Genomic DNA, 18,731 nt, shown 5'->3' on the forward strand with positions numbered 1-18,731 from the left:
TTGAAACGGCAGGGCTAGTCCTTGCGGTCGGGTCCGCCATGCGCGGCCAGGAAGGCCGGCACGCGGCGCAGCGCGTCGGCCCGTGCCGCCTCGTCCGTGCCCATGCGGGCCGTGCCGTCGCCGCGGGCTGTCATGTCCAGTCCGGACAGGCTGCGCGGGGGCATGGCGGGCTGGTCGAAGCCGTGCACGGCGCCGGGGTACTCCACAACCTCCACCGACGCCGGGCGGGCGCGCTCCGCGGCCAGCCGGCAGGGGCCGGGCGGGGTCCAGTCGTCGGCGCCGCCCAGCAGCATCAGCACGGGGGCGGCGGGCTTCCAGGGCGGGGGCGGCTGACCCGGGCGGGCGCAGCCGGGGTAGAGAGCTACGGCCCCGCGCAGCAGGCCGGGCGGCACGGGCTGCCCGATGGCGGCCAGGGCCGTGCTGCCGCCATGAGACCAGCCCATGAGGAAGGCGCCGCCGGGGACGGACCAGGGCTGGGCGGCGGCCCAGGCGGCGGCCGCCTGGGCATCGGCCCGGCGGATCGTCTCGGGCATGATCCCGTGCTCACCGCCCGAGCAGACCTGGGTCACGCCCCGGCTGCCGAAGCTGTCGGGGAAGACCAGGGGGTGGCCGAGCGCGGCCAGCCGAGCGGCCCAGTCGGCCTCCCGCGACGGCAGCGACAGGGGCGTGCCCGGGCCGCCGAGCCCGCCGCAACCGTGCAGGGCGACGATCGGTATGCCCCGGGCATGCCCGGCCGGGCGCACCAGCAGCCCGCGCAGCGCCACGCCGCTCGGGCCGGGGATGGTGACGGGCTCGGCCGCCGCGGCGGGCAGGGCGGCGAGGAGCGCGGCCGGGAGGAGCCATTTCATGCCGATCCAGCGCCCCTCCCCCGCCACGGTTTCGGCTTGGCGGCCCCGGAACTTGGCGCGACAAGACGCCATGCACCACGCCCCCTTCCCCTCCGGCCGCCCCCGCCGCAACCGCCTGGACGATTCCACCCGCCGCCTGGTGGCGGAGAACCGGCTCTCGGTGGATGACCTGATCTGGCCGATCTTCATCACGGAAGGGCAGAACCAGCGGCAGTCCGTGGCGTCCATGCCCGGCGTGGAGCGCGTCTCGCTGGACCTGCTGGCGGACCATGTCGGCCCGGCGGCGGAGCTGGGCATCCCGGCCATCGCCCTGTTCCCCGTCACGCCGCCTGAGAAGAAGAACGCTGAGGGGACGGAGGCGAAAAACCCGGAGAACCTGATGTGCCGGGCCGCGCGCATCCTGACGCGGGATTTTCCGGGCCTGGCGCTGGTCGGCGACGTGGCGCTGGATCCCTACACCGACCATGGGCATGACGGCGTGATACGCGACGGCTACGTCCACAACGACGAGAGCCTGGAGGTGCTGGTCGCCCAGGCCGTGGTGCAGGCGGAGGCGGGGATCGGCATCATCGCGCCCTCCGACATGATGGATGGCCGCGTGGGCCGCATCCGCGGCGCGCTGGACGAGCGGCACCTGATCCACACGCGGATCATGTCCTATTCCGCCAAATACGCCTCGGCCTTCTACGGCCCGTTCCGGGACGCGGTGGGATCTGGCGGCGCGCTGAAGGGCGACAAGAAGACCTACCAGATGAACCCCGCCAATTCCGACGAGGCGCTGCGCGAGGTGGCGGGCGACCTGGCCGAGGGCGCGGACATGGTGATGGTGAAGCCGGGGATGCCGTATCTGGACATCATCCGCCGCGTGAAGGACGAGTTCCGCGTGCCCACCTTCGCGTATCAGGTGAGCGGAGAGTACGCGATGATCCAGGCCGCGGCGCGCAATGGCTGGCTGGACGGCGAGAAGGCGATGATGGAGAGCCTGATGGCCTTCCGCCGCGCGGGGGCGGACGGCGTGCTCACCTATTTCGCGGTTGAGGCCGCGAGGCGGCTGCGCGCCGGCTGAGGCCGGCGCACAGCCCGTTTCTCACATCGCGGGGGCCGGGCGCCGCACCGGCCGGCGGCCACGCGGCGGGGCCGCGGGCATCGGCGGCGCGTCGAAGGCACGGCGCATCTCGGCGCCCACGAAGCTCTGGGCCTCCTTCGCCTTCGTCAGCACGGGGTCGGCGCCGAAGAACTCGTGCGTGACACCGGCATAGGCGCGCCGGATCACCGGCGTGCCGGAGGAGCGGAACTTCTGCTCCAGCCGCGCGCCGTCATCGGCCAGCGGGTCGATCTCCGCATTCACCAGGATCACCGGCGGCAGGCGGGAAAGGTCGGCCTTCCCGATCAGGTCCAGCCGCGGGTCCTGCAGGTCCTGCGGGCCGCGCGTGTAGTTCTGCACGAACCACTGGATCATCGGCTTGTTCAGCGGCTTCGCGTTGGCGAACTGCTGGTAGGAGGGCGTGTTCAGGTCCACGCCGCCGACCGGATAGATGGCAGCGACGGCCTTTGGCGCCGGCAGCCCGGCCTCGCGCGCGTAGATGGCGGCGTTGATCGCGAGGTTGCCGCCCGCGCTCTCGCCGGCGATGGCGATCTCGTTCGGGTCGGCGTTGATGGAGGCCGCGTTCCGAACGGCCCAGGCATAGGCGACGTTCGCGTCATCATGCGCGCCGGGGAAGCGGACCTCGGGGCCCTGGCGGTAGTTGATGGAGAGCACCATCGCGCCGGACTCCACGCAAAGGGCGCGCGCGGACTCGTCGTAGGTGTCGATGTTCGCGATCACCCAGCCGCCGCCGTGGAAGTACACGATCAGGGGCACCGGGCCGGCATAGTTCACCACCGGGCGGTAGAGCCGCGCGATCAGCGGGTTCGGCACGGTGTTGAGGGTCATATCCTCCTGGCTGCCGATCACCCGCATCGGGTTCGTGTTCGCCAGCTCCAGCGCCCGGGCGCGGACTGCATCGGCCATGGAGGGCTGGCGGCGGGCCTCGACGGCACTCAGCGTCTCGATCGGGCGCGGGTTCAGGCGGGCGAAGGTCTCGAGGAGGGCGCGCATCTCCGGATCGGCACGGCCTGAGGGATCGGCGGGCATCAGCGTCCCGGCAGGGGGCTGCACGCAGGCCGAGGTGAACGCGGCCAGGCCCAGCGGCAGCATGAGGGCCCCACGACGGGACAGATTGTTCATAAGGGATCTCCAGCGATGCCGGTTCGGCATGCCGGCTGGAACGCTAAGTTCCCTGGGCGGTTGCTGTCTTAGGTTACGAAAGGAAATCGGCAATCGCGCCGGTTTGATCGGCGTCGATCAGCGCAGGCGCATGGCCGCAACGCGGGAAGGTGACGAGCCGCGTGGCCGGGCGCGCCACCATGGCGGCGGCGGTGGCCTCGTCCAGCAGGTCGCTCTCGGCACCGCGGATGACGAGGATCGGCTGGGCAAGCGCTTTCCAGAGCGGCCCGAGCTCCACATCCACCACGGGCGCGTTGACCACCGGATCGGCGATGGCAGGGTCGTAGTGCATCACCAGCCGCCCTTCCGGAGTGCGGCGGCTGCTCGTCTCGGCCATGTGGCGCCAGGCGGCGTCGGGTAGCTCACCGAAGCCGGCGTGGACGAGGCGGAGATGGGTCTCCACCTCCTCGATGCTCATAAAATCGTGCCGTACGGCGAGGTACGCGGCGATACGGCCAAGCGCGCGGGCGGGCAGGAACGGGCCGACATCGTTCAGCACCATGCGGCGCGGCGAGAGACCGGGCGTGGCGCCGATCGCCATCCCGATCAGCCCGCCCATGGAGGTGCCCACCCAGTCATAGGGCTTGGGCAGCTGTGCCAGGAACTGCTGGAAAGCCAGCGCGTAGTTCGGCACGGCGTAGAGCTTGCCGTCCGGCAGCCAGTCGCTGTCTCCGCGGCCGAAGACGTCCGGGCAGATCACCCGCCGGCCCTGCGCGGCGAGGCGCATGGCCAGGGCATCGAAATCCCGGCCGTTGCGCGTCAGCCCGTGCACGCAGACCACGGGCATCCCGTCCGGCGGGCCCCACTCCACCCAGCGCAGCATCGCCCTGAAGTGGCCGACGCCGCAGCGGAACTGGCCGGGACGAGGTCCGTCAGGCGATGCCATCGGCCCGCAGCTTCGCGATCTCCTCCGCGCCCATTCCCAGGCCTTTCAGCACCACCTCCGTGTGCTGCCCCAGCACCGGGGCGGCGCTGCGGTAGCCTGGCGGGGTGGCGGAGAGGCGCACGGGGTTGGCGATGACCTGCACGCGCTCGCCCGAGGCATGGTCCATCTCCACGATCACGCCGCGCGCCTGCACCTGCGGGTCCTCGAACACGTCCTTCAGCGTGTTGATCGGGCCGCAGCCGATCTTCGCCGCCTCCAGCGCCGCCACCCAGTCCTTCGTGGTGCGGGTCTGCATGACAGGCGTTAGCGTGTCCGTCACGAGCTGGCGGTTGCTCACGCGGGCAGCATTGGTGGCGAAGCGCTCGTCGGCCAGCAGCGCCTCCTGCCCCGTCAGCTTGCAGAAGCGCTCGAAGGTCGGGTCGTTGCCGACGGAGAGGACGATGTACCCGTCCTCTGTCGGGAAGACCTGGTAGGGCACGATGTTCGGGTGCTGGTTGCCCAGGCGCTTCGGGTTCTCGCCGGTGGCGAGGAAGTTGGAGGCCTGATTCGCGAGCCACGCCACGCTGGTGTCCAGCATGCCGATGTCGATGCGCTGCCCCTGCCCCGTCGCGTGGCGGTGGTTCACCGCCGCCAGGATGCCGATGCAGCCATAGAGGCCGGAGAAGAGGTCGGCCACCGGCACGCCCACCTTCTGCGGCTCGCCCTCGATATCGCCGGTGATGGACATGACGCCGCCCATGGCCTGGATCAGCGCGTCGTAGCCCGGGCGGGGGGCATAGGGGCCGGTCTGCCCGAAGCCAGTGATGGAGCAGTAGATCAGGCGGGGATACCGGTCCTTCAGCTCGTCCCAGCCCAGCCCGTACTTGGCCAGCGCCCCGACCTTGAAATTCTCCACGAGGATGTCGCACTCGCCGAGCAGCTTGTGGATGATCGCCTGCCCCTCAGGCTTGGCGATGTCGAGCGTGACCGACTTCTTGTTTCGGTTCACGCCGACGAAATAGGCGCTCTCCCTCGTGTTGGGGACGTAGGGCGGGGCGAAGCCGCGCGTGTCGTCCCCCGCACCGGGGCGCTCGATCTTGATCACCTCGGCGCCGAGGTCGCCGAGCATCTGCGTGCAGGTGGGCCCGGCCAGCACGCGGGTGAGGTCGAGAACCTTCAGGCCGTTCAGCGCGCCGGGAGCGATCGCGGACATTCTCAGGACGCCTTCGTGGAGGAGCGGGACTTCTTGGAGGCCGCCGGCTTGCCCGGCGCGAGCAGCGCGTCCACGGCGCCGGAGCGCACAACCGTGCCGCCGCGCGCGAAGGCCTCGTGGTTCCGCTCGATCTCGTCGCGCTCGTAGAGGTAGTTCACCATCAGCCCGTAGGATTCCTTCATGCCGCGGGGCGCGGTGTTGCCCAGCCAGTTGATCCGCTCCAGCCGCGCGCCGTTGCCGAGGTGGAAGCGCGCCACAGGGTCCATCTTGTCGTCCGGATCGGTGAGAAACTCCGCACAGAGCTTCAGTAGCGGCCCGCGCAGCGCCTCCGCCCGCGCCGGATCCTGCCACCAATCGGAATCCGCCAGCGGCAGCGCCAGTTCCGGGTCCGCGCGGCCATCGGCCAGCCGCTTCTCCAGCCAGCGCCGGAATCCCGGCACGGGGGAGAGGGTGGAGAAGCGCGTGAGCTGCGGCAGCTCCGCCTTCAGGTCCTCCACGACCTGCTTGATGAGGAAGTTGCCGAAGGAAATGCCGCGCAGCCCGTCCTGGCAGTTGGAAATGGAGTAGAAGATGGCGGTGTCCGCCGCCTCCGCCCGCGCCTCCGCTCCCGCCTCGTGCTCCGTGTCCAGCAGCGGCTGGATGGAGGCGGCGAGGCCCTGGACCAGCGCCACCTCCACGAAGATTAGCGGCTCGTTCGGGAGCGAGGGGTGGAAGAAGCCGTAGCAGCGGCGGTCGGCGGCAAGGCGGCGACGCAGGTCGTGCCAGCCGGCGATCTCGTGCACCGCCTCGTAGTGGATGATCTTCTCCAGGATCGCGGCGGGGGTCTGCCAGTCGATCCGGCGCAGCTGCAGGAAGCCGCGGTTGAACCACGAGGTGAAAAGGTGGTGCAGGTCCGCGTCCAGCGGCTTCAGCGCCGGCTCGCCCCGCACCTCCTGCAGCAGCTGCCGCCGCCACTCAACCAGCGTGCCGGTAGCGCCGGGGGACATGTTCATGCGGCGCAGCAGCTCCTGCCGCGGCGGCTCAGCGCAGATTGTCAGGTGGGCCGCGTTCTCCGGGCTGGGATCGGCGAGGTAGGCCTCGGCGGCCGCGCGCAGTGGCTCCGGCCTCGGCGTGAAGTTCGTGGCGAGGTAGAGGCGGAAGGCGCTGCGGTCCTCCGGCGAGAGGTCGCGCAGCGCGTGCATCACCTCCCGCGCGACGGCGGCGCCCGAGGCCTCGCCGCGCTCGGTCAGTAGGGCCTGGGCCAGCTCCTTGGCCCGCTCCAGCGGCGGCGCGGAGTCATTCGGGACGGTCGCGAAGAGGCGACCCCGGTCCGCGATGGAGGACCAGAGCCGCTCGATCCAGGACCGGCTGTTGGCTGGAACGGACTCGGACGGCGCGTCCTGGTCGATGCTGGGCGCGTCGGACATGAGTCTCCTCCTCTGCGTCGCCCCGGAGCCTTCGGGAGGGCGGGCGACGTGGCCAGATTGGCCGCGCGGGGGCGCGCGGGCAAGGCACGGTTGCGCCAGGACAGCGATGCTTGCGGCGCCGCGCCGGCAGGGGCACCCTCGCCCGCCCCATACTGGCCGCAAGGAGGAAAAGTCCGTGCTCGACACCCCGCACCCGACGCCCGAGGCCCCGACGCTGGACCCCTTCGTTCTGGCCAAGGGCCTGTCCGGCCGGCACTTCATCGGCGGGCGCTACGTTCCCGCCCGTTCCGGCAAGACCTTCCCGGTGGTGAACCCCGCGACCGGTGAGGAGGTTGCCACTGCCGCGGACGGCGACGCCGCCGACGTGGACGCGGCGGTCGAGGATGCCGGCCGCGCCCAGAAGGAATGGGCCAAGACCGCCGCCCGCAAGCGCGGCGCCCTGGTGGCGCAGTGCGCCGCCGTAATCCGGCTGCACGTGGAGGAGCTGGGGCGCCTGATCGCGCTGGAGACGGGCAAGGCGCTGCGGACCGAGAGCCGGGTGGAGGCCAATACCGTCGCCGATATCCTGGAGTTCTTCGGTGGGCTGGGCGGTGAGATCAAGGGAGAGACCGTTCCCTTCGCGCCGGAAGTCCTTTCCATGACGGTGCGCGAGCCCCTGGGCGTGGTGGGCGCCATCATCCCCTGGAACGTGCCCATGCTGCTGATGGCGCTGAAGGTGGCGCCCGCGCTGGTGGCCGGGAATTCCGTGGTGGTGAAGAGCGCGGAGGAGGCGCCGCTGGCGGTGCTGCGCATCTGCGAGCTGATGAATCGCGTGCTGCCTGCCGGCGTGTTCAACATGGTTTCCGGCTTCGGGCCGGAATGCGGCGCCCCTCTCGTCTCGCACCCGAAGGTGCGGAAGGTGACCTTCACCGGCTCCGTCGAGACCGGGAAGATCGTCTACAAGACCGCCGCCGAGAAGCTGATCCCGGTGACGCTGGAGCTGGGCGGCAAGTCGCCCATGATCGTCTTCGAGGACTGCGACTTCGACAAGACGCTCGCCGGCGCCCTCACCTCCATGCGCTTCACCCGCCAGGGGCAGAGCTGCACGGCCGCCAGCCGCATCTACGTGGAACGGCCGATCTTCCAGCGCTTCGTCGATGCCATGGCGGAGAAGGTGGACAAGATGGTGATGGGCGATCCGCTGGATGAGAAGACGGATATCGGCACCATCATCTCCGACGGGCAGTTCGAGAAGGTGAAGACCTTCATCGACGAGGGGAAGGCGACGGCGGGCGCCAATGGGCGCGCCTGCTCCGCCATGCCCGACGATCCCGCGCTGAAGAAGGGGCTCTTCATCCAGCCGCACATCTTTACCGGCCTGACGAAGGAGAGCCGGCTGGTGCGGGAGGAGATCTTCGGCCCAGTGACCTGCATCTTCCCCTTCGACGATCCGGAGGAGGTTCTGGCCGAGGCGAATGACAGCGAGTACGGGCTGGCCGCCAGTCTCTGGACGAACAACCTGAAGGTCGGGCTGAACCTGGCGCACAAGCTGGAAGCGGGGCTGGTGCAGATCAACCAGAACCTCGTCGTGCAGGCCAACCTCTCCTATGGCGGCGTGAAGTCCTCCGGCCTCGGCAAGGAAGCCTCGCTGGAGGCGATGCTGGAGCACTTCACCCACAAGAAGACGATCATGATCAACATGGCCTGAGTGCCAGGGGCGCGGTGCCGGCCGGGCGCATCGCCCGGCCCGCCGGCGCCCCCGGCAAGGCTCCCGGAACTTTCCTGCCCTCGTTGAAGAAGAACACAGCGGAACCGTAATCGCAGGTTGTCTGAACCGCGCACCAACCGCCCGCGTCCCGGATCGTTCTTAACCCAGGCGAAGAGGCGGAGGAGAGGTGCAGCAGCGGGTCCCCATCGCCGGCAGCGTGCCCGGAGGCAATCCGGGCAGGGGCAATGCCGAGACCCGGGCGCTGAGATCCGCCCTCGCGGCCGCGCGCGTCGAATCGGCCCGGCTTGCCGCGCGGCTCGAGGCGGCGGAGCGCCAGCTGATGGCTGGCCGCGCCCTCGTTTCCGCCCGGCGCGCGGCCGGCGAGGAGGACGCCGTCCTCGGCGAGGCGCTCGAGGACCTCTGGTCCCTCACCACCGAGTTGGAGGAGGCGAATTCCCAGCTGGCGCGCGAGACGGCGGAGCGCCGGGCGGAGCTGGCTGCGGTGGACTCCGCGTTGCGCGAGAGCGAGGACCGCGTGCGCCTGGCCCACCGCTACGCCGGGGCCGGGGCCTGGGAGTGGGACGTGCAGTCCGGGACCATGACCTGCTCGGCCGAGTACCGCGACCTTCTCGGGCTGGATCCCGATGCCTGCGGCACGAAGGAAGACTGGCTGCAGAGCATCCTGCCGGAAGACCGCGCCTCTGCGGAGCGGGCCGCGCTCCGCCTGCTCGACGAACCGGGCACGCCGGAGTTCGAGGTGGAGTACCGCGCGCGGCACCCCGGAAAGGGCATCCTGTGGCTCGCGGGGCGTGGGCGGCTGCAGCGCGACGCGGCGGGCCGCCCCTGGCGCCTCACGGGGCTGAGCATCGACATCACGGCCCGGAAGCGGGCGGAGATCGCGCTGCGCGACGCCAACGAGAACCTGCGGCGGGAGGTGGAGAAGGAGGTTGCGGCCCGGGAGGCCGCGCAGGCCGGCGTGACCCAGACGCTGAAGCTGGAGGCGCTGGGCCGCCTCACGGGCGGCGTCGCGCACGACTTCAACAATCTCCTGGCCGTGGTCAGCGCCGGGATTTCCCTCCTAGCCCGCACGGAGGATCCGGCGCGGCGGGAAAGGCTGACATCCAGCATCGCCAGCGCCGCCCAGCGCGGCGCGGACCTGACCCGCCGCCTTCTCACCTTCGCCCGGCGCCAGGCGCTGCGGCCGGAGCCGATCGCGCTCGGCCCCTGGCTTGCCGATCTCGGCGGCATGCTCTCCCGCTCGCTGCAGGCGGACATCGCCGTGGAGATCGCGACGCCCGAGGATGTCTGGCCCGTCCACGCCGACCCTTCCGAGCTGGAACTTGCGCTGACCAACCTCGCCCTCAACGCGCGGGATGCGATGCCGCGCGGCGGAACGCTGCGGATCTCGGCGGGGAACACGACGCTGGACGGAACGGAGGAGCCCGATGGGCTGCAAGGCGACTTCCTGCGCCTCGAGGTCTCCGACACCGGCACGGGCATGGCGCCGGAGGTGCTGGCCCGCGCCTTCGAGCCCTTCTTCACCACCAAGCCCGGCAGCGGCAGCGGGCTGGGACTGGCCCACGCCTACGGCTTCGCGCGGCAGAGCGGAGGCGGGGCGCGGGTCCGCAGCCGGGAGGGCCAGGGCACCTGCGTGACCCTCCTGCTCCCGCGCGCCGCCGAGGAGGCCTCTGCCCCTGCCCAGGCCGAGCCCGCGGCAGAGGAGCGGCCGCTCCGCGTGCTGGTGGTGGAGGACGAGGAGGCGGTGGCCGGCCTGGTGCTGGACATGATGCGCCACCTCGGCCACGCCCCCATTCGCGCCGCCAGCCCGGCCCTGGCGCTGGAGATGCTGGAGCGCGGGCTGGAGCCGGACCTCGTCTTTACGGACGTTCTGATGCCCGGCGGGATGGACGGGCTGGACCTCGCGGCCCGCCTGAAGGCGCTGCGGCCGGGGCTGCCCGTGCTCCTGACCAGCGGCTATGGCGGCGCCCCCGCGCGGGTGGCGGCGGCGGGCCTGCCGCTCCTCCGCAAACCCTATACCTTGGGCGCGCTGCGGGAGGCCCTGGCGGCCGCGGCGGATGTCCGGAAGCCCGGCTGAGAGCCCGCGAAGGTTTCACGCGCCCCGGCCTTGGCCGGCGACCGGCGGGCTGGTTGATTGGTGCTCATGCCCCTTGCACCCCGGCGCGCCCGCCCCTCCCCTGCCCGGTTCGCCTGGCGCTGGCTGCGCCGCGCGCTGCTTCTGCTGGTGGCACTGCCGCTGCTGCTGATCGCGGGCGTGGCGGGGCTGGTCTGGTGGAGCCTGCCCGGCGCGGATGACGCGCTGCGCGTCGCCGGCCTCTCCGCCCCGGTGGAGATCGGCTTCGACCCCAACGGCATCCCGCGCATCCGCGCCTCCAGCGAGCGCGACGCCGCCATGGCGATGGGCGTGCTGCACGCGCGCGACCGGCTTTTCCAGATGGAGATGACGCGCCGGGGCGGCGCCGGGCGGCTGAGCGAGATCGCCGGCCCATCCACCCTGCGGCTGGACCGCTTCGTTCGCACCCTCGGCCTGCGGCAGAAGGCGGAATCCGATCTCGCCGCCCTGCCCGCCGATGCGCGCGAGATGCTGGAAGCCTATGCGGCGGGGGTGAACGCCTGGATCGCCGCGCGCGGCCGCTTCGCCGCGCCGGAATTGATTGCCCTCGGCGCGCCGGAGCCCTGGAAGCCCTCGGATAGCCTTCTCTGGGGCAAGGTGATGGGCCTCTGGCTCTCCGGCAACTGGCGGCTTGAGACGGAGCGGGCCCGGCTGGCGGGCATCCTGCCGCAGGAGAAGCTCTGGCAGCTCTGGCCCTCGGACGACAGCCCCGGCCGGCCCGACCTGGCGGCTCTGCCAGCGCCCGAGCGCCTGGCGGGGCTGCTGGAGGCGACGCCGAGCTGGGGCCGGGGCGCGCCGCTGCCGGAATCCGCCTCCAACGCCTGGGCCCTGGCGCCACATCGCTCCGCGACCGGCGGCGCCCTGCTCGCCTCGGACCCGCATCTGGCGCTGCAGGCGCCGGTGCTGTGGTACCTCGCGCGGATCGAACTGCCGGGCGGGCGCTTCCTGGCCGGGGCCACCGCACCGGGCGTGCCGATGGTTGTGATTGGCAGGAACGAGCGGCTGGCCTGGGGATTCACCACCACCCATTCCGACACCCAGGACGTCTTCGTCGAGCGCCTTTCCGGGCCCGACGCCTACGAGACGCCGGAAGGCCCCCGCCCCTTCACCACGCGGGAGGAGCGCATAGCCGTGCGCGGCCGCGCCGAGGAGGTGCTGCGGGTGCGGGAGACGCGGCACGGCCCCGTCACCTCCGACCTGGACGAGCAGCCGCCGGGGAACGAGGTGCTGGCCGTCTCCATGGCCTCGCTCGCCCCGGCCGACAGCCAGGCCGCGGGGCTGCTGGCGCTGAACCGCGCGCGCTCCGTCGCGGAGGCGCGGTCGGCGGCGGCGCTCATCGCCTCGCCCGCGCAGAACCTGATGGTGGCCGATGCGGCGGGCGGCATCGCGATGTATCTCACCGGCCGCACCCCGGTGCGCGCCTCCGGCGACGGCTCCATGCCCGTGCCGGGCTGGGACGGGGCGCATGACTGGACGGGCTGGGTGCCGTTCGATTCCATGCCGCACGCGGAGCGCCCGGCCAGCGGCGTACTGGTGAACGCCAACAACCGCGTGCAGCCGCCCGGGCAGGAACCCTTCCTCGGCCGGGACTGGTACGGCGACTGGCGCTTCCGTCGGATCGGGGAGCTGCTGCGCCAGCGGGAACGCCAGTCGCCCGGCGACCTTGCGGCCATCCAGGCTGATCCCGTGAGCCTGCTTGCGCGGGAGATGCTGCCCCTCCTTCTCTCCCCGGCGCGCCCGGCGGGCGCGGCCGGCACGGCGCGCGACCTGCTGCTGGGCTGGGATGGCACGATGGGGCCGGACATGCCGCAGCCCCTGGTCTTCAACGCCTGGATGCGAGAGTTCGGCCGGCTGGCTCTCGGCATGGCGCAGGTGCCGGAGGACGCCTTCTCCGCCACGCCGGAGTTCCTGCGCCTGCTGGCGACGCCGCAGGGCGCGGAGTGGTGCGGCGGCGCCGGCTGCGCGGCCCTGTCGACGCGCGCGCTGGAGGCGGCGGTGGCCGGCCTCGTTCCCCGCTTCGGCCCGGATCCTGCCGCTTGGCGCTGGGGCGAGGCGCACCGCGTGCGGCTGGAGCACCCGTTGCTGCGCTTCGTTCCCCTGCTGGGCGACATGCTGCGGATCGAGGCGGCCACGCCCGGCGACGGGCAGACGGTGAACCGGGGCGGGCTGGCGCGGGACTTCTCCCATGTCCACGGGCCTGGGCTGCGGATCGTGATGGACCTCGCCTCCCGAGACGGCGTGGCGGCGGCGATCGCCACCGGGCAGTCGGGCAACCCCTTCTCCCGCCACTGGCGGGACATGAACGGCGGCTGGGCGGCGGGCCGGCTGGAGCCGATCCCCGCCCTGGCCGAGACGGCGGAGCGTCTTCGCCTGGAGCCCTGACGTTTCAAGCCGCCACGAAATTGAAACCCTGCGGCCCAGCCATGCGATTGAGGTTCAACGAAGCCATGGACGGCGACGGCCTTTCCGCGGACACTGGGGTTCTCATGCTGCACCGCGCCGGCCGCCGACCGCAGTTCTTCTACACCACCGCGCCCCTGCCCTGCCCCTACCTGGCCGGGCGGACGGAGCGGAAGGTCGTCACCGAGCTCTCCGGGCCGGAGGGCGAGGCCCTGCACGACCGCCTTTCCCGCGCTGGGTTCCGCCGCAGCCACAACATCGCCTACGCGCCGGTCTGCCCGGGCTGCCAGTCCTGCATTCCCATCCGGATCGTGGTGGCGGATTTCCAGCCGGGGCGGACGCATCGCCGTCTGCTGAAGGCCAATGCCGGCGTGACGGCGCAGGAGGTTCCGGCCCGCGCCACCGCGGAGCAGTTCGCCCTGTTCCAGCGCTACCAGCGCGCCCGCCACCGGGACGGCGACATGGCCGCCATGGGCTTCTACGACTACCGCGCCATGGTGGAGGACACGCCGATCACCACCATGCTGATCGAGTTCCGGGAGGCCCCGGACCGGCTGGTCGGCGCCTGCCTGACGGACTGGCTGAAGGACGGGCTCTCCGCCGTCTACTCCTTCTTCGAGCCGGACTACGCGAGCCGCTCCCTCGGCACCCTTTCCATCCTGCACCTGGTGGAGCGCGCCCGGCAGCTCGGCCTGCCCTACGTGTACCTGGGCTATTGGGTGCCGCAGAGCGCGAAGATGGCCTACAAGGCCGCTTTCAGGCCCAGCGAGATCCTGGTGAACGGCGCCTGGGTGCCGCTGCGCGACGCGGCGCCGCCAGTGGCCTCCTTCGTGCCGGAGAGCGTGGGCTAGCGTCCCGCGCGGTTTCGGCCTGATCCTTGCGTGAGTGGAACCGGTGTCTGCCCGGCCTGTGCCGGGGCTGTCGGACCGCACCCATCGGAGCGCCGGATCGTGCTGGATCGCCGTAGTCTTCTCCTGAGCCCGCTGCTCGCCAAGTCCGCCCTCGCGCAGGAGAGCTTCCCGAGCCGGCCGGTCAGCTTCGTCGTGCCGCTCACGGCCGGCGGCCCCGCCGACGTTATCTTCCGCCCCCTCGGCAATGCGCTGCAGGCGGAGCTTGGGCAACCCGTGGTCATGGACTACCGGCCGGGCGCCGGCGGCACCGTGGCGATGGACTATGCCATCCGCTCCCGCCCCGATGGCCATACCCTGGCGATCGCCAGCAACAGCCAGTACGCGATCGCGCCGTTCCTATTCCCCATGCCCTACGACAATGACCGGGCCTACCTTCCGGTGATCCTCGTCGCGCAGGCGCCGAGCTTCGTGGTGGTGCACCGTTCCGTTCCCGCCAGCACGCTGGCGGAGCTGATCGCGCTGGCGAAGGGCAAGCCGGACGGGCTGAGCTTCGCCACCGCGGGCGTGGGCTTCACCAGCCATCTCGCGACGGAGCTGCTGATGGAGCGGGCGGGCGTCTCCATGCTGCACGTTCCCTATCGCGGGGCCTCCGCAGCCACCCAGGCGGTGGTGAGCGGTGAGGTGCAGATGAACTTCATGGAGGCCGCCTTCCTGGCTGGACAACTCCCGGGCGGCCAGATCCGGGCGCTGGCGGTCACGAGCCGGGAGCGGCACCCGCTTTTCCCCGACGTGCCGACCGTCGGGGAGGCCGGCATCCCCGGCTTCGAGACCGCCACCTACTGGGGGCTGGTCGCGCCCGCCGGCGTGCCCACGCCGGTGCTGGAGAGGCTGCGGGCCGCCTGCCTGCGCCACGTCGCCTCTGCCGAGGAACGCGCGCGGCTGATCCAGGCGGGCTTCCTGCCGGTGGCGGGCGACGCGGCGGCGTTCGAGCGGAACAAGGCCGAGGAGAGCGCCAAGTGGGGACCCCTCATCCGGTCCCGCAACATCCGCGTGACCTGAGCGGGGCGCCGGGCGTCGTGCCCGGCGCGGCTCAGCCGTCGAAGCGGTTGGACTTCGGGAAGCCGGTGGGCGGCATCTTGCCCGCACCGCCGCGGTTGCCGCGCCAGGGGGCCAGCGCCGTCTCCGTGCGCGTGCGGTCGCCGAGCTGCCAGGTGAGGCCCTCGCGCCGCGCGTCGAAGACCTTCACGTCGGAGAGGCCGCCGTCGCGGTAGCCCTGCAGGGCCACGCCGCGCCCGCGCGCCAGCTCCGGCACCTGTTCCAGCGGGAAGACCAGCAGCTTGCGGTTCTCGCCGACCACCGCGACCGTGTCGCCCTGCGCAGGCACGGCGGCGGCCAGCGTGTCGGGCGCGTCCACCACCAGCACCTGCTTGCCCGTGCGCTTCTCCGCCAGCAGGTCCTCGCTCTTCGCCACGAAGCCGCGGCCGGAGGCGGAGGCGAGCAGGAACTTCATCCCCTCCCTCCAGACAAAGGCGGAGAGGACGTCGTCCTCGTTCCCCAGCTCCACCATCAGCCGCACCGGCTGCCCGTCGCCGCGGCCGCGCGGGATGGCATCGGCCTTGATCGTGTAGGCGCGGCCGTTGGAGGCCAGGAGCCCGATCCGGTCCGTCGTCTCGGCGTGCAGGAGCAGGGCGAGGCTGTCGCCCTCCTTGAAGCGCAGGCCGGAGGGGTCTTCCAGATGCCCCTTCTGCGCGCGCAGCCATCCCTTCTCGGAGAGGATAACGGTGATCGGCTCCTTCTCCACGAAGTGGCTCTCGTCGAAGACGACCGCCACGGCCTCCTTCTGCACCGTCCGCCGGTCCCCAAGCGCGCCGGAGCCGAACTTCTGCCGCGCCGCCTCGATCTCGTCCGCGATGCGGTCCCACTGCGCCTTCTCGCTGGAGAGCAGCTTTTGCAGCCCCTTCAGCTCCTTCGTCAGGCGCGTGTGCTCCTTGCGGATCTCCATCTCTTCCAGCTTGCGCAGGGCGCGCAGGCGCATGTTGAGGATGGCCTCGGCCTGGTTGTCCGTTAGGCCGAAGGTCCGCATCAGGACCTCCTTCGGGTGGTCCTCCTCGCGGACGATCCGGATCACCTCGTCCAGGTTCAGGTAGACGATGAGGTAGCCGTCCAGGATCTCCAGCCGGCGCTCGATCGCGGCGAGGCGGTGCTTCGAGCGGCGGACCAGCACCACCTGCCGGTGGTCCAGCCAGGACCGCAGCACCTCCTTCAGCCCCATGACGCGCGGCGTGCGGTCCGCATCCAGCACGTTCATGTTCAGGGAGATGCGGCTCTCCAGCGGCGTCGCGCGGAACAGGCTCTCCATCAGCACGGCCGGGTCCACGGTGCGGGACTTAGGCTCCAGCACCAGCCGCACCTTGTCCGTGCTCTCGTCCCGCACATCCGCCAGCAGCGGAAGCTTCTTCGCCTCCAGCAGCTCCGCGATCTGCTCGATCAGGCGGGACTTCTGGACCTGGTACGGGATTTCCGTGACGACGACGTGCCAGGTGCCGTTCTTCAGCGCCTCCTTCTCCCAGCGCGCGCGCAGGCGGAAGCCGCCGCGGCCGGTTTCGTAGGCGTTCAGCACGCTGTCCGCCGGCTCCACCATGATGCCGCCCGTGGGGAAGTCCGGGCCGGGCATGTGGGCGAGGAGGCCGGCGGTGGTGACCTCCGGGTTGCGGATCAGCTCCAGTGCGGCGGCGCAGCACTCGCCGGCATTGTGCGGCGGGATGCTGGTCGCCATGCCCACCGCGATACCGTTCGCGCCGTTCGCCAGCAGGTTCGGGAAGGCGGCCGGCAGAACCACCGGCTCCTGCTCCTCCCCGTCATAGGTCGGGCGGAAATCGACGGCGTCCTCGTCGATCCCCTCCAGCAGGGCCTTCGCCACCTCGGTCAGCTTGGCCTCGGTGTAGCGCATGGCCGCGGCGTTATCGCCGTCGATGTTGCCGAAGTTGCCCTGGCCCTCCACCAGCGGGTAGCGCGCGGCGAAGTCCTGCGCGAGCCGCACCAGCGCCTCGTACACGCTGGCGTCGCCGTGCGGGTGATACTTGCCGATCACGTCGCCCACGACGCGCGCGCACTTCTTGAACCCGCCCGCCGGATCCAGCCGCAGCTGCTGCATGGCCCAGAGCAGGCGCCGGTGCACGGGCTTCAGCCCGTCCCGCACATCCGGCAGGGAACGCGCCATGATGGTGGACATGGCGTAGGCGAGGTAGCGCTCGGACAGGGCCCCGGCGAGCGGGGTCTCGTGGATGCGCCCCCCCTCGGGGAGCGCCTTGAGGTCGTCTGGCATGGCGGCCCAGGCCCTCTGTTCTCAATTCGTTCAGGTGGTTCCGTTCTAGCAGGCCGGGCGCCGCGGCGCCAGGGCACGGCCATGTTGATGGACCACCGGGCGGGCAGAGGTTAGCAGGGGGCGAAGCGACGAGGAGGATTCCGCATGGCGCAGCGCGGATCGAGCAGGACGATCGGCACGGTGGCAGGGGCCATGATGGGTGTCGCGGCGATGCTGGCGGCGGGCGGGGCCGGCGCGCAGTCGCCCGCCCGGCCAGCACCGGAAGGCCCGGCCAAGGGGCCCGCCACCCCCTCCCCTTCGCGCCCTGGCCAAGCCGCCGCGCCGGCGCCGGCGCCGGCCTATGCGCTTAACGCCGCCGACGCCGCCCGCACCCCGCCGCTGCAGCCGGACCGCCCCGTGCAGGTGAACCTCCGCCGCGGGCAGCAGGCTTTCTTCCGCGTGGCGCCGGAGGCGGGCCAGGCCTGGGCCGTGACCACGCGCCGCCTCGCCCGCAGCACGGACACGGTGCTGGCCGCGCTGAACGAGGGCGGCGAGGTGGTGGCCGAGGACGATGATGGCGGGCAGGAGAGCCTTGCCTCCCGCCTGGAGATCCAGCCCGGCGACGGCGCGCGGCTGATCCGCGCCGGCGTGCTGGACGATTCCGGCGGACGCTTCGAGGTGGTGCTGACGCGCGAGGCGGTGCTGCCCCCGCCGGACTTCGCCACCACGCGCGAGGACGCGGCCAACCGCCCGCCCCTGGCGGCCGGGCAGGCCGTGCGGGTGCGGCTGCGGCGCAACCAGCAGGCCTTCTTCCGCCTGCCGGACGACCGCACGGACCTGATCGCCGTCACGCGCGATCTGTCCCAGAACACGGACACCGCCCTGGCACTGCTCGACTCCACAGGTCGGGTCCTGGCGGAGAACGACGATTCCGAGCGCGGCCTGGCCTCCGTCCTCACGGTCTCCCGCGCGGCGGAGGGGCCGCTGCTCCTGCGGGCGAGCCTCGTGAACGAAGGCACGGGAAGCTTCGAGGTGATGCTGGAGCGGGAGGCCCCCCTGCCCCCGCCCGACTACCCCGCCACCCTGGAGGCGGCGCGCGCCCGCGGTCCGCTCTCGCCCGGGCAGGCCGTGCGGATTGAGCTGGCGCGCGAGGGGCAGGCGATCTTCGCCCTGCCCGAGGGCCAGAGCCTCACCCTCCTCACCCGCGACCTCAGCGAGAACGCCGACACGGTGCTGGCCCTGCTGGACGCAGCCGGCGAGCAGGTGGCGGAGGACGATGACGGAGGCGGCGGCGTTGCCTCCCGCATTGCCACCTCGGCCGCTTCCCGCCCGGCCGCCTTCGTGCGCGCCACGCTGCTGAACGGCGCGCGCGGCAGGTTCGAGCTGGTGGCGCAGGGCGCGGCGGAGGCCACCCCGGGCGGTGCTTCCACGAGCCTGGCCGACGCGGCGCGCCGCCCGACCCTGGTGCTGGGCGAGGCCGTGCGGGTGCGTCTGGAGGCCGGTGGGGAGGCCTTCATCGCCCTGCCGCATGACGGCCGCCCGGCCCAGGCCCTGACCTTCGACCTGGAGGCCGAAGTGGACACGGAACTGGCCCTGGTGGACGAGAACGGCGCGGTGCTGGCGGAGAACGACGACGCGGACGGCCTGGCATCCCGCGTGGACGTGCCGCCCACGCCGCGCCCCGCCTTCCTGCGGGTGAAGATGGTGGATGAGAAGGCCGGCTCGTTCAGCCTCGTCCTGGTGCGCCCGGCGCCCTGAGG

General features: G+C 71.9%; 13 protein-coding genes. 7 read left to right on the plus strand and 6 right to left on the minus strand.

Annotated features, from left to right (window positions below; all coding sequences use genetic code 11):
• Positions 1–14: 14 nt before the first annotated feature.
• Positions 15–920 (minus strand): dienelactone hydrolase family protein, encoded by a 906-nt coding sequence (locus NRP21_RS00105; protein WP_257714137.1) that lies wholly within the window; start codon positions 918–920, stop codon positions 15–17.
• On the opposite strand from NRP21_RS00105, the gene hemB reads away from it, so the two are divergent.
• Complete coding sequence (hemB, locus tag NRP21_RS00110) at positions 919–1,914, plus strand: porphobilinogen synthase (protein WP_257714138.1); 996 nt, start codon at positions 919–921, stop codon at positions 1,912–1,914. The two genes, NRP21_RS00105 and hemB, sit on opposite strands and share 2 nt — an antisense overlap.
• A gap of 21 nt (positions 1,915–1,935) precedes the next feature.
• Here the strand turns inward: hemB and NRP21_RS00115 are convergent, their stop codons facing one another.
• The 4 genes from NRP21_RS00115 to NRP21_RS00130 all read right to left on the minus strand — a co-directional run bounded on the left by NRP21_RS00115 (position 1,936) and on the right by NRP21_RS00130 (position 6,598).
• The gene (locus NRP21_RS00115; RefSeq protein WP_257714139.1) at positions 1,936–3,075 is read right to left on the minus strand and encodes an alpha/beta hydrolase; all 1,140 of its coding nucleotides are present in this window, start codon (positions 3,073–3,075) and stop codon (positions 1,936–1,938) included.
• Positions 3,076–3,148: 73 nt separating this feature from the next.
• Entirely contained in the window at positions 3,149–4,000 is an 852-nt protein-coding gene (locus tag NRP21_RS00120; RefSeq protein WP_257714140.1) for an alpha/beta fold hydrolase, read from the minus strand.
• Positions 3,987–5,192: a CaiB/BaiF CoA transferase family protein gene (locus NRP21_RS00125; RefSeq protein WP_257714141.1), complete on the minus strand. Its 1,206-nt coding sequence runs from the start codon at positions 5,190–5,192 to the stop codon at positions 3,987–3,989. The genes NRP21_RS00120 and NRP21_RS00125 overlap by 14 nt, the downstream gene beginning before the upstream one ends.
• Before the next feature lie 2 nt (positions 5,193–5,194).
• Positions 5,195–6,598: a malonyl-CoA decarboxylase gene (locus NRP21_RS00130; RefSeq protein ID WP_257714142.1), complete on the minus strand. Its 1,404-nt coding sequence runs from the start codon at positions 6,596–6,598 to the stop codon at positions 5,195–5,197.
• Between the two features lie 175 nt (positions 6,599–6,773).
• On the opposite strand from NRP21_RS00130, the gene NRP21_RS00135 reads away from it, so the two are divergent.
• The 5 genes from NRP21_RS00135 (at position 6,774) to NRP21_RS00155 (ending at position 14,726) form a co-directional block, all read left to right on the plus strand.
• Positions 6,774–8,285 (plus strand): aldehyde dehydrogenase family protein, encoded by a 1,512-nt coding sequence (locus tag NRP21_RS00135; protein WP_257714143.1) that lies wholly within the window; start codon positions 6,774–6,776, stop codon positions 8,283–8,285.
• Positions 8,286–8,472: 187 nt separating this feature from the next.
• Positions 8,473–10,380 (plus strand): PAS domain-containing hybrid sensor histidine kinase/response regulator, encoded by a 1,908-nt coding sequence (locus NRP21_RS00140; RefSeq protein WP_257714144.1) that lies wholly within the window; start codon positions 8,473–8,475, stop codon positions 10,378–10,380.
• A 66-nt stretch (positions 10,381–10,446) separates the two neighbouring features.
• A complete protein-coding gene (locus tag NRP21_RS00145; protein ID WP_257714145.1) occupies positions 10,447–12,798 on the plus strand; it encodes a penicillin acylase family protein in 2,352 nt (783 codons plus the stop codon).
• A gap of 104 nt (positions 12,799–12,902) precedes the next feature.
• Positions 12,903–13,667, plus strand: coding sequence for an arginyltransferase (locus tag NRP21_RS00150; RefSeq protein ID WP_257714668.1), 765 nt, complete (start codon positions 12,903–12,905; stop codon positions 13,665–13,667).
• A gap of 99 nt (positions 13,668–13,766) precedes the next feature.
• On the plus strand, positions 13,767–14,726 hold the full coding sequence (locus tag NRP21_RS00155) for a Bug family tripartite tricarboxylate transporter substrate binding protein (protein WP_257714146.1): 960 nt from the start codon (positions 13,767–13,769) through the stop codon (positions 14,724–14,726).
• Between the two features lie 31 nt (positions 14,727–14,757).
• Here the strand turns inward: NRP21_RS00155 and parC are convergent, their stop codons facing one another.
• Positions 14,758–16,992 carry a DNA topoisomerase IV subunit A gene (gene parC / locus NRP21_RS00160; RefSeq protein ID WP_257714147.1) on the minus strand — a complete coding sequence of 745 codons (2,235 nt, stop codon included), beginning with the start codon at positions 16,990–16,992 and terminating at the stop codon, positions 14,758–14,760.
• Positions 16,993–17,136: 144 nt separating this feature from the next.
• Here parC and NRP21_RS00165 point away from each other — a divergent pair, with 144 nt between their 5' ends.
• A complete protein-coding gene (locus tag NRP21_RS00165; protein ID WP_257714148.1) occupies positions 17,137–18,729 on the plus strand; it encodes a hypothetical protein in 1,593 nt (530 codons plus the stop codon).
• The last annotated feature ends 2 nt before the right edge of the window (positions 18,730–18,731 follow it).

It is taken from the genome of Roseomonas populi (assembly GCF_024594815.1).
In the GTDB taxonomy this organism is placed as follows: Bacteria; Pseudomonadota; Alphaproteobacteria; order Acetobacterales; family Acetobacteraceae; genus Roseomonas; species Roseomonas populi.